This window comes from Bradyrhizobium sp. ISRA436 (assembly GCF_029910015.1).
GTDB lineage: Bacteria > Pseudomonadota > Alphaproteobacteria > Rhizobiales > Xanthobacteraceae > Bradyrhizobium.
This window is the reverse complement of the sequence record NZ_CP094519.1, coordinates 5515459-5528092: the sequence shown is the minus strand read 5'-3', so window position 1 is coordinate 5528092 and position 12634 is coordinate 5515459. Positions and strand designations below refer to the sequence as shown.

Annotated in this window: 6 protein-coding genes and 1 pseudogene; 6 read left to right on the top strand and 1 reads right to left on the bottom strand. The window is 59.3% G+C overall.

What is annotated here, in order from left to right:
* Positions 1–523 precede the first annotated feature (523 nt).
* From MTX23_RS25970 to MTX23_RS25960, 3 genes are all read left to right on the top strand, one after another.
* On the top strand, positions 524–1171 hold the full coding sequence (locus tag MTX23_RS25970) for an FkbM family methyltransferase (RefSeq protein ID WP_280973055.1): 648 nt from the start codon (positions 524–526) through the stop codon (positions 1169–1171).
* Between the two features lie 730 nt (positions 1172–1901).
* Entirely contained in the window at positions 1902–2291 is a 390-nt protein-coding gene (locus tag MTX23_RS25965) for a hypothetical protein (RefSeq protein ID WP_280973054.1), read from the top strand.
* 1004 nt (positions 2292–3295) lie between these two features.
* On the top strand, positions 3296–3649 hold the full coding sequence (locus MTX23_RS25960) for an integration host factor subunit beta (protein WP_280973053.1): 354 nt from the start codon (positions 3296–3298) through the stop codon (positions 3647–3649).
* Between the two features lie 1033 nt (positions 3650–4682).
* On the opposite strand, the gene MTX23_RS25955 is transcribed toward MTX23_RS25960, so the two are convergent.
* Positions 4683–6368, bottom strand: coding sequence for an MFS transporter (locus tag MTX23_RS25955; RefSeq protein WP_280990700.1), 1686 nt, complete (start codon positions 6366–6368; stop codon positions 4683–4685).
* A gap of 806 nt (positions 6369–7174) precedes the next feature.
* Between MTX23_RS25955 and MTX23_RS25950 the strand changes: the two genes are divergently transcribed.
* The 3 genes and pseudogenes from MTX23_RS25950 (at position 7175) to MTX23_RS25940 (ending at position 12612) form a co-directional block, all read left to right on the top strand.
* Positions 7175–8434, top strand: a complete 1260-nt coding sequence (locus MTX23_RS25950; protein WP_280973050.1) for a Glu/Leu/Phe/Val dehydrogenase — start codon at positions 7175–7177, stop codon at positions 8432–8434.
* A gap of 639 nt (positions 8435–9073) precedes the next feature.
* Positions 9074–9952, top strand: coding sequence for a glycosyl hydrolase (locus MTX23_RS25945; RefSeq protein WP_280973048.1), 879 nt, complete (start codon positions 9074–9076; stop codon positions 9950–9952).
* Between the two features lie 945 nt (positions 9953–10897).
* Positions 10898–12612, top strand: a pseudogene (locus tag MTX23_RS25940) (NEL-type E3 ubiquitin ligase domain-containing protein).
* Positions 12613–12634 lie beyond the last annotated feature (22 nt).

Genomic DNA, 12634 nt, shown 5'->3' with positions numbered 1-12634 from the left:
ATTTGGGCCATTGCAAATGTTGAGAAATACCGACATTCCTTGTGCGGCAAATGTCGCGCAGCAGACAGCTTGGCGGACTGCAGACACCGGATGGCTTGCCTGCAGCGAGCAGCACGCGGACGCCTTGGCAGTCCAAGCCAATCGTCGAATCTCGTCAAGTATTGACGTCATCAGCCTTTTGCTTGCAGTAAAGGAGATCCGCATCATCATTCCGCCGAGAGTATCGAGCGCGCCGGCGTGCAGAACGCTCTTCTTGCAGAGATTCGAGATCATCTGATGTGCTCGAGACGCGATCCTTCGCTGCCACCGTTTTCGGTTCTTGGAGCGTTGACCCTCCGGTGGGCAGTAGATCGCCAGGCTCGCGTGCGAGTGGCACCATCGATGCTAGCGACGCCCTGAACCATCGCCAGTTTCGGGATATCTACAATATACGTTGATATACGTTGTGCGTGGAGAGCTGCCGTGTAATTGCGCTTTTCGGACAAGGTATCAATGGACCTCCACGCCGATGGGAAAAGAGCCCATGTCTTCCGCAGAAGTGCACCGGCACATTATTTCGCTTCTCCAGAAGCCAAACCCGGTCATCCTGGATATCGGTTGCAACGACGGCACCGATACGAAACATTTTCTCAAGCTGTGCCCGCAGGCGCAGCTCTATTGCTTTGAGCCGGACCCTCGAGCGATCGCTCGTTTCAAGAACAACCTGGGACCGTGCCTCGACAAGGTGAGGCTGTTTGAGGTCGCGATCAGCGATCGAAATGGATCGATCGAATTCCACCCAAGCAATGGGGAGGGAGAGGCGAAGGAATGGGATCTCTCGGGCTCGATACGCCGGCCCAAAAACCATCTCACCGAGTACGGGTGGGTCCGGTTTGACAAGCCATTCTCGGTTGAAACGCGACGGCTGGACGACTGGTGTAGCGAAGCGAAGCTGGACAAGATCGATTTCATTTGGATGGACGTGCAGGGAGCAGAGTCCGATGTGATCGCGGGCGGCAGAAAGGCCTTCAGCAATACGCGCTTTATTTATACAGAATACAGCGACCGGGAGCTCTACGAAGGGCAGCTATCCTTGCAGGCCATTCTTGAGCTGTTGCCTTCGTTCGAAGTGGCAACCCATTATCCGGGCGCGGTAGAAGGCGATGTGCTGCTCAAGAACACGCGATTTTAGAACGATCGCCGCTTTTGGGCACGACAGGCGTGCCATCCAATGTTCGCATCGTGGCCGACCGTGAACCACAGGGTACTCGTTTTGTGATATCGACCCTGCCAGCTTCTATGCGGCACGTTGCGAAGAGGAGCGAGATGGTGCACGATTGGTTTTGATGGCGCATCCTCGCTTCAATCCCGACCGTCGCGCTTGAATGGTTGCAATCGGCGCAATCTTCAGTCCTAACGGTACTTGGCAGTCAGCACGACCCATCTTCGTCCAGCATCAGACCCGCCATGCTCCTGTCGAGCGATCTCGCGCGCGACTATTGATTCCCGGCGCCGCCTGCGACCCTGCATCGATCAACGGCATCGACCGTCTTTGCCTCGCCTCAGGCGCGGCAAAGGATCTGCAGGCCAACGAGGTGAAATTCGTCGCGCCGGATCTACGCGATCGTCCCAGACGGCCGGGTTTCCCCGTCGGTTGATCTGGTTTCAGATATTACGATATGACGCCACGTGCGATTCAAGACCCTTGAACTGGCGGTCGCTTGAATATTTCAAGGCGGCCGCTTTTCACAGGCGGAGAGCTCATCCGCGCACTAGTCCGAGGCGCACGCTCGCGCCGCCTTCGGATGGGCTTGTTCCGCATAAGCAGTTGAGGCACATTACGCCCCATACTTTTTGAGTGACGTCCCATGTGTCGGCCTGCTTCAGAAGCTCGCCTATTTCTCGTTGCCCTGTAGTGGTCCATGAATCTTCAGGTGACCATTTTGAAGCTGCTTGTTAGCTATCCGAATGGCCTCGCCAAGCTCGACGATCTCAAGCGCGACATTGCCATTCTGGCCACGAGCGGCCAAGATTGGTCCGAGCGCACCAAGCGCCTCGCTGCCAGGGTACCTGATCTGAGTATATTTTCCATGAGGCTTGTCGAACGCTACTCGTTCGGATGGCACATCACGGAGAAGGGGCGTGGCGTGCTGGAATACATGGAGAGCCACGAGCGGCCGTCAGTCGTCGACACAAACACTCCAGAGCCCGAATGTGCCCTTGGTAAAATCCCGCCGATGAGGGGTAAGGCATCTCGGCGAGCTCGTGGAAGATCGCGGCAACGGCGCAGTCCACGCGCCCACATCGCCTGAATATTCGATACGCGGTCGATCAATTCTATCTCCGCGGCCGTGCGTCAGAACGTCATGGTTTCCTGGTGGTGATCAAGCCTATGGAGCGAGCCGATGGGTTCCGCCGAAAGAGCGCGTTCAGGAGCTCAATTCGTCCTGCCTGGCTCGCTGCCTGGCTCAAGAAGGTTCCATGTTTGCCCGAGGTTCGGCAAAAGCCGTCGGTATCGACTGACGTTGCGGCCCGGGCCGAGCACGATCGGCGAGAAACCGTCCTCGGAATCGTCAATGACCAGATGATTGCGGCGTCCATGTCGTGGACGCAACGCGGGCGCTGGTTGGACGATTGGCGCAGAGCGAACGGCCTCAGCAGGAGCCGATGTACCTCGATAATCCGGCGAGGCGGATTTCGTCCTATATAATACGGCCCGCATCATGGGAGAATTCGAGCAGTTCACCAGCACTCTCTCTGGAACCAGGACATCGAGGGTCAAAATGATGGTCGTGTTGGATCGCGTAAAGGCCGGCTTTGCTGTTCCAGAGGAGACGCCATCCGACCACTGAGCGAATGCTGACATGTCGCGATCTTGCCAATCGCTGCCTTTGCGTCTTATTGCCTACATCTGCGCGACCGTTTTCTATAAGCCGATCGTGAAAGTCCTGGGTCGTCCTTCGTTGGTGACGGCGTGTTTTCGTCAATAATCCTCATTTTGATCTGAGGTGCTTTTATTCGGCCATGGACAGTCTTGCCTCGAGGTCCGCACTGATCTCGCGCTGGCCTGCAAGGGCACCAACGCTGGTACGATCCGGACGGCGCCGAAACTCGTCGGCCGCCCAGCGCCGAGCAGCGAGGTATGGCAGGCGCTGGTTTCGTCTAGGACGAGGACAAATTCCCGTAGTCTGCCAAATTTGACAGTGACAATGGCGGGTGTCTCAAGCGTCGCCCGATCTGCCTGGCATGCTTGACAGTTGCCGACGCTTTCGCAGATATGGCGGCCTCTCGCAAAATAGAGTGGATACCCGCGTCGATGATCAAGTCCGAGCTCGTTCAGCGCATCAGCGACCGCAGCCCGCATCTTTATCAGCGTGACGTCGAGAAAATCGTAAGCGCAATCCTGGACGAGATCGTCGACGCACTCGTGCGCGGCGACCGGGTCGAGTTGCGTGGCTTCGGAGTATTTTCGGTCAAGCAACGCCGGGCTCGCACGGGCCGCGACCCACGAACAGGGCGGAACGTTCACATTGACCAGAAGCGCCTTCCGTCCTTCAAGGCCGGCAAGGAAATGCGCGAGCGCCTGAAGCGCGAGATGCAATGCGAGACGGTATCCTCACCATCCGACAAGCAGCTCGACAGATGTATTTGGCCAAAAGAAACCGCGTGACCACAGGGCAACTGATCTTCGCCCGCAATCACCACAAGGCTGTCTTTTGTTTCGTCTATGCGCAATGCGGCCGTACTCGCCATGCGGCCGGCGCGGACTCAAATTGAAGCGTTTTTCTACCTGACCCATGACCGTCACCGCTGAAATCGGATGGTTAGGTTGACGACGGTGAGCGGTCAAACCACGACCGTCGACAGCGGACATTCTCTGCGGCCCTTGATATGAGGCCGGCTGCGCCGATCAGCGCGGCAATGATCCATTTCGACCGAGGGGTGAGCCATTCGAAGCTCGTGACGATCGCGCAGAAAGAAGGGCGCTTATGCGACGTCGTCCAGGACAGTCTACGTGCCTCATGCGCCTCGACGAACCCAGACATGCATATGCACGCAGTTGTGTCCGCTGTCCTGGCTGTAGGCTGCACGTGCAACGCGACGTTCTCAGCTTCCCTCGGACAACGACGGCATCAAAGTCCTTGCCGGCTTTGGGCCCCGTGGAGCGCGGTGGTTCGCCTTCACGGCGCGTGTAAAACAATCAGGACGTCCGGCTAAATGAAGGCAAGGACGAGCAGGCTCGAACAGAGCAGCGCGAAGCTGGTCGCAGTCAGTGCGAGAAGGCTGCCGGAGACAAGGTCATGATTGCGCATCAATCACCCTCGATTGCACAATTAGACAAGCCAGGAGCGGTAGTTCCAATGCCCACTTTGATATAAAACCGATAACTGATTCCGGATGCACTATTCCTGCTTCTTCGAGGACATCATGCATCTTCGCTGCGCCATTGGACTGAAGTTCGTTGAACTTTGGCGCAGGCAGGCTCTTTGAGAGCCTTCCGAAAAAGGCAGGATCTGATGCGGCGATTGTCGAATGTTGATCGGCACGCCAGGCGAAGCTGAGACCAATGACCCGATCGCGGGCCGATGGCCAGCCTTTGAACTCGCTGTGGAACCTGCGGGAAAATCGGTGTTCGGTTGTTTAGTGTCCCAGACGGTTCAACTCTCAGCAAGCTGGTCCACCCGATCGGCCGGGGCGGCCGGCTATTGGTGCCTTTGCCGAGCTTGCGCCCGTATTATCGCGTGTCCCAGTTCGGGCGTGTCGTCCTTCCAACGGACTGAGCCGAACGGCCTCTCCAACATGCGGCGGACGCGTACCGGGGCAGGGCCGAGATGGAAGCGAATGGCCCGCTGCTCCAATTCACGTTCCCACTGGGTCGAGCGGTTGCGCCAGCGCAAGTAGTCGAACCAGGTCGGGCAGTGATAGCGCTCGGTCCACAATTCGGGATCGGCAATGTCGCGCGCGATCGACCAGCCATAGGCCCCGTTGCGCTGGCGTGACAGTTGCACGTCCTGCATCACATTATGAAACGCTCGCGCATTCTCCTGTGCAACCCGATACTCGATCTCGACGACGAGCGGTCCGCTACGCCCGGTCAAGGCGAGACGTACCTCGGGATCGCCGACAAGCCCGGCTTCTTCTCCTCTCGCGCCGACGCGGGGCATGGGCAGCCAACGGCCGATCAGTGGAGAGGCCAGCATCAAGGCGGCCGACACCATGAGCGCAGTTTCGACCCCTGCCGCGTCGGTTAGATGACCCCAACCCCAGCTGCCGACGGCAATTCCGCCTGAGCTCGCCGCCTGATAGGCTGCGAGCGAGCGTCCGGCCACCCAGCGCGGTGCCGACAACTGCACCCCAATGTTGAACACGGTCCACGCCATCATCCAGACGGCCCCGGCCAGGACCAGTGCCGCCGCGGTCAACACAGCTTCGCGGCTGAGCGCGACCGCGGCGATCGCCGCGCCCATCGTCAGCGCGCAGGCGCGGATTGCGGCCTCGCCGCTCATCCGCTTGCGGATCTCGGTGATGTTCAGTGCGCCGACCACCGCGCCCAGGCCAAAGGCGCCGAGCATGATGCCGTAGGTCTGAGCGTCACCATGCAAGAGGTCGCGCGCCACCAGCGGCATCAGCGCGGTGACTGCGCCGCCGACGACGCCGGTCACCAAAGTGCGGACGAGCACAATCTTGATCGATGGCGAATTGCTGATGTAGCGCACACCGGACACTATCGCGCGGCTGAACCCTTCAGGCGGCAGGCGTGAGGGCGCGCTGCTGCGTTTCCAAAGGAACAAGGCGATTACCAGCGGCAGATAGAGCAACGTGTTAAGCGCGAATGCGGCCACTGCGCCCGCAGTCGCCACCACGACGCCGCCGATCGCCGGACCTACGCTGCGCGCGATATTGTAGCTGATGCCGTTCAGCGCGACTGCCGCAGGCAGCTGCGCTTCCAATGGCACTTGTTCGCCAACCGACGATTGCCAAGCCGGTCCCATCAGCGCCATGCCGCTGCCGACGATGAAGCAAAGCATGAGCAAGAGGTTCGGTGTGGCTAGACTAAGCCAGGCGACCACGGTGAGGGCGGTTGCGCCGGCGCACGCGATGCCAAGCGAGATCAGTGCGACGATGCGACGGTCATACATATCGGCGATCGCGCCGGCTGGTAACGAAATCAGCATCACCGGCAGCAACAGTGCGGTCTGCACCAATGCGACCTTGTCGGCCGAGGACGTCATCTGCGTCATTGCCCAAGCCGCACCAACACCTTGAATCAGGATGCCGAGATTCGAGAGGAGGCTCGCAAGCCAGATGCGCCGGAAGGTCGCGTGCCGAAGCGGCGCCGTGATGCCGTCGGCAGCGCTACGCATCTGGACTTTGGCTCGATCGATCATATCGGTTCGTGATGATCTACCATGATTCGAGTCGGGTGCGGATCACAAGGATGTTCCCGGCGCGATGCCGCGCTCAAAAGTCTGGCATGCGTGAAGCGCTGCGTCGATCGCCTGTGACGCAGACGATGATAATGGCGGCGTGCGAAGCGGCACCCTTACCGGCGTGATATCTGCAATCTCCTATCACGACATGATGCAACGAAGATGCAACAGGGAAGCGCCGATCGCGCTCTCGCGTACGCTTTTGCTCCTCGAGCCACCTGTCGCAACTTGTCCCACAACGTCCGGCGATCGCTGAAGACGATGAAGGCGCGCTATGCCACGAGAAGAAGGCGGGCGTAGAACGATCGCATTGGTTCGTTTCGTACAAAGTGCGCATCCAACTGCGAGCACAATCTGTCAATATAACCCTGCCAGCGGTGTACGAAATGTTCTGCGCCGCGAGATGCGTGGTGAACTGCGCTCTCGATCAGACGGAGCCGACACATTCCATGTCGCGGGACTTGTCCAATATCAAACTCACACAGGTGTGCGGTGATTGGTGGAGTTTGCTGTCGCCTACCGAATGGCTTCGTGCCAGTGTGTCTGGCGCGGGTTCTAACCCGTCTCAGGCGGCGATGCTAGCGAACGAGCTCCGCCGAACGCAAGATGGCGCAAGAGATCGATCTCGATTGGAGCTGCGGGACCAACGATTGTTGAGGCCGCAGAGAGCGGGTCTATCGCAGGTGGAATGAAAGTATTCGAGAATCGAAATACTGACACCGTTGCTTGATCCACCATGCAATCTTCATCCTAGGGAAGCGAACGTGACGGCATACCGTGGACCTGTCTTTGACATGGCCGTGAAGCAATTCGAAGTCATCGCAGATTATCTATGCATACCGCAGGACGCGAGAGCTCGGCTACTTATGCCAAAGCGCGCGGTCACGGTCTCTTGTCCGATTCATCGTGATGACGGCACGATGGCGGTCTTCGAGGGCTATCGCGTGCAGCATCACCTAACCCTTGGCCCAACGAAAGGTGGTACGCGCTTCGCTGCAAGCGTTGATCTCGGCGAAGTTGCGGCACTCGCCATCTGGATGAGCTGGAAGTGCGCACTGGTCGGATTGCCCTATGGTGGCGCGAAGGGAGGAATCAACGTCGATCCCTCAAGCTTGTCCAAGCGCGAACTTGAGGTGCTTTCGCGTCGCTATATGCAGGAGATGATTCCGTTCGTTGGACCGCATACAGATGTGATGGCGCCCGACATGGGAACCAACGAGCAGATCATGGCCTGGTTCATGGACACCTACTCTATGTATCAAGGGCAAACAGTCACGGAAATCGTGACGGGAAAGCCCGTCAGCGCCGGCGGAACATTGGGACGTCGTGAAGCCACAGGCAGAGGCGTCGCTCATTTGGTTCATCGTGCCGCAGATGAGCTTAAGATCCGTCTCAGTGGTGCAACCGCGGTCGTACAGGGGTTCGGAAATGTCGGTTCGATCGCCGCGCTCGAACTGCACAATATGGGTGTGAAAGTGATTGCGGTAAGCGATCACACCGGCGCGCTATATCGGCCCGCGGGCCTCGACATTCCCCAGTTGGTCAGGCATGCAGCCTCGCGAGGGAGCCTGAACGGCTACTCCAGCGAACTTGCTTTGGACTCAATGGAGATGCTGACGTTGCAGTGCGATGTGCTTGTTCCAGCCGCCGTGGAACGGGTCATCAACGGCAAAATTGCCGGTAACCTGCGTTGCCGGATACTTGCTGAAGGAGCGAATGGTCCGACCACGCCAGAGGCCGATCGAGTTCTCGAGAAGCGTCAGAAGGAGATCTTTGTGATCCCGGATATTTTGTGCAACTCAGGAGGTGTGGTGGTCAGCTACTTCGAATGGGTGCAGGACCTTCAGCGATTGTTCTGGGAGGAGGAAGAGGTGATGCGGCGAGAGTACCAAGTGCTCGATCGCGCGTTTGAGCGCGTATTGTCGCGAAGCAGGCGAGACAAGATTTTCAACCGGAGCGCCGCTATGGCAATTGGTGTGGAGCGGGTCCGTGGTGCAAAGGACACGCGTGGACTGTTTCCGTAGCGATATCCGAGCACCGAATTGACTGAGCGCGACGCAGCCGCAAGAGACTCTCAAGTGGAACGGCCAGCGACCGTGCTCGCGTGTCGTTTGGCGACCGCGATGACGGCAGGCATGTGTCGAGCGGTTACGACCGCACCAGGGCGGAGCACGGTCGCCCCGGCGCTCTGCTCCTTCAGTCCATTTGGCGGTGCGTCGGGACACAGTCAGAGCCATATTATGCTGATGCAATGTCTGGCGCATCCGTACGATACGCATGATGAATGGGTCCAGATGCGGCACGGCTCAACCCGAGTTGCCGTCGGCGACGCTTCCGCCGCCGCATGCGCTGGCTCAGGCTTCTGTTGCGGCAAATCCTGTCTCGTCCCGCCGCCGCGTCCTTAGTCGTTGCTCCGGCCTGAAATCAGGGGCTTTCGCCGACGATTGCCCAGGCGCAACCGAGGGTTGAGGTGCCGGTGCTTGTCGGAGTCGAGGAGCGCGCTCGTCGCACCAACAGAGTCCAGAACGCCTCTCAGCCAGCCTGCCGTCATCCGAGACGGCAGACCCAGCAGCGGGGGCTCACCCTTCTCCTCGCGTTAGTCAGCTTCTCGAAAGCCAACCTTCCTAGCATTCGAACCTGGTCTCTAGGTGTCGATGCCGTCCATGACTGAACTGGTCACAAACCTTGGGGTACCCGCTGGGCGGATCGGCGAGAAGCTTAGTTCTCATAACAGCGAGGAGGGCAATATGGATTCCAATCGGATAAGCGGTACCGGCTCGCCAGCGGCGCCAACGCGGTATATTGGCGCACAGGAGGATCATAGTCTTCTATTTGGGCAGGCTCTGAATGAAGCCAGGTCATCGTCTGCCACGCCTGGAAAGGCTCCGATCTGGAGTTCGAGCGCTCCATACGGGAACTTCTCACGCGATGGCTACACTTGGAACAACGACGTATGGGGCGCGGGCGCCGGACCTCAGACGATTTCTGTGCGTGCGGTCAACCAGTGGGGCGCGTGGTCGAACCAGCCTAATACCGGGGGAATCAAGAGCTATCCGCACCAGGCTTTCAATGTCGGGAAGCCGCTGAGTTCAATCAACACGCTACGCTCGAGCTTCAATCAGGGTGTTCCTGCCGGCGGCGCCTGGGACGTTGCCTACGATATCTGGGACAGCTCAAACCAGTATGAGATAATGCTATGGACAAACTACACCGGAAACTCGGACGGCGGCGGCAACGTAAAGCCCATTTCATATCATTACTCTCCTTCGCGGGCGGCGATCCCGGTCTATCGAAATATCGATGCAGGCGGGGCGACTTGGAACGTGTTTGAAGGCTTCAATGGTCACAAGGTCATCTCACTCCTTCGCACTTCGAAGACCAACAGTGGGACAGTGGACATCAAGAGTATCCTGGAGTGGATCAAGTCGAAGGGCTACTTTGGCGACATAAACGTCGGTAGCGTCCAATACGGCGTCGAGATCACCTCGTCCCCAGGCGGAATGAACTTCAATTTCAACGACTGGACCGTGACCTCAAAATGAGGATCCACGGGCCGTGAGGTGACCTGCGCTTATCCAGTCGTGTCCATGCGCCGTGGGCTGCCTCGATCTGGCTGCGGGGATCGATGCTCGCCCTTTGACTTGCCGGAGGGGTCTCCACACCGCACCCCATGCCCTCGGGCAATGCGATTTCCGTTCTTTGGCGCGAAGCCGGATTGGAGGGATCGCCGGAGTTACCTTCAACTGGCTTAACGTTTTGGCATACCGCCAAAATGAAGCCGAGCAACTCGCTTGCCACCGCCGCAACTGCAGTTGTCTTGGCGTGCCTTCCATGCGAGGTCTTTGATAATTTGCTGCGCGTCCGCTCAACGGGTCAAGAGACACTGACCAACGCTGGCTCTGCTGTGACGACGCCACGCAGCATCCAGCAAGCTCTCAGACGGCAACGGCTCTAGCTCGTCGCAGAGCCGTTGGCGCCAGTGGCTCAGGTCCGAGCGCACCTGCGGGAACCCGTGCTGAAAGAACGTATGCTTCCGACCCCATGTCGACCAGCAACTCCCTTGCTTAGGCCGGGCCACATCGCGTCGTGAGCAAGGCCCGGCAATGCACAACTGGATCGTCCCAAGCCTGCGAGACTATGCTGTGAGTGTCTTCGGCAGGGTTTATCGCTCCCGCTGCGTGCCGTTCGATCGATCACCATTTCTGCCACGCCGTCACTTGCACATCGCTCTTGAGCGGGCCGAAGGGTCTCCATGGCCCGGCCCGCGTTATTTGATCCGCTGATGAAAGTCGAGCGCCAAGCGGCCGCAGCAGTATCGATCCATTTGCGGCGTTGGGCTTCGTGTGAACCTGTGCCGGCTCTAATCGGGAGCGGGAGCGCGGCCGCACGTGCACTGACTCTCGACTGATCGTTGCTGCAGGACCACCTGCTTGGCGGCCCTTGAGAAGCGGCAAGCGTATTCTTTAGTTCTGACGATGGAGAAATTGATGGACGCAGGACAGGCACAGCGGAGTGCAGGTTCTTCCCCGAACACGTTTGAAGAGGGGCCGCAGGAAAGTTACCTCGGCGGCTCCACCCGAGCCGTGGCGGATTGGGTCGAAGCCTTGACGGGGTATCAGACCTCCGCCTTCTCGCGCGAGCGAATCCTGAGAGACTGGGCTGGCGAGGAGGGGCTGGGCGAAGCCGAGGATCGGCAACGGGGGTTTCACGAATTAGGGCTTCAAACAACATCGGCTCGCGTTCGGTGGATTTGTCATCCCTGTCCCTGACCGCTTTGCCCGCCGCCCTGCCGCGAAGGTTGCTGCAACTTCGCGCCACCCACAACGAGCTGAGCAGCCTGCCCGCTGGATTCCCGCCCGGTCTCCGACAACTTCTCATCAGCCACAACCGTTTGACCAGTTTGCCGGACACCCTTCCGGCGAGCCTCGTTGAGCTGGACGTGAGCGATAACATGTTGGGCAGTCTGCCGGCCACTCTGCCGGCTCAGCTCGAAATCCTGAGCGCAAATAACAACCAGCTAAGTAGCCTGCCCGCCTCTCTTCCGAGCACACTCTCCTCGCTCGCGATTAGCGGCAATCAGCTGACCGACCTGCCGTCCCTCCCATCGGGGCTCATCGAGCTCGACGTCAGCGGCAATCAATTGACCGACCTTCCCGAACCCCTTCCGAGCTGGCTTCAATCGCTCAATCTCAGCGGTAACCGCCTGACCAGCCTGCCTGAGGGGCTTCTTGAGGGCCTTCTACTTAGTTACCCGCATTTGGCGAACCTCGAGTTCGGGGATAACCCACTGCCGGCCGCCGTCCTCGCTCATCTGGCGGCTGAGGCGTTACCGCGGCTTGCGCAGCCGTCTCTGGACGAGGCGGCCGCGAACTGGCTCGGGGACGACCCGGCGGCACTGGCCGAATGGCAGCACTTTGCGGATGAGCCAGGCGCCCAGGACTACGCACGGTTTCTAGAGAGGCTACGAGGAACCGTGAACTACCGCAATGACGCATTTCGGCAGGCAGTGGCTGATGATCTGCGGCAGGCGACGACCAATCCGAGATTGCGCGAGCTGTTTTTCGCACAGGCTTCCGAGGCCAATGAGAGCTGCGAGGATCGTGTTACTTTGCACTGGAACGGTATGCGGACCGCGCGCCTTAACGCTGACGTCGAGGCCGGGGTATATGACGATCGGCTTGCCGAACTGATCCAACATGGCCGTGTTGCGTTCCGCTTGGAGGCGCTGGACCGGATCGCGCGCGACAGGGTCAACTCCGACCCGAGCATAGACGACGTCGAAGTCTACCTGGCCTATCAACATCTGCTGCGCACCCCGCTCGAGCTCAGTCACGTCGCCCCTGACATGCGCTTCCTGGGGGTCTCTCACGTAACTCCGGATGATGCTGCGCGGGCGCTGGACTTGATTCGAGAGCAGGAAGCGAACCAATTCACCGACTACATGGCAACCCGCTGGTAACCGTGGGAGACGGTGCTAGAGCGTATCGCTCCGGACGAACATGCGGCGATGCCAGACCGGCTCGTCGAAGCCATGGGCGAGGAGTTTCAAACCCGCCTGGATCAGCGACTGGCCGAGCATAACCTGCTCGGCGACCTGGATGCCGAGCGGGTGCTCGGAGCCCAAGTCCGAAACGAAATCGCCGGCGAGATCAAACGCGAGGTCATGCACCGTGTGGTCGCAGACCGTGGCCTCGAACTATGAGACTTCCCAAGATTCTCGGAGA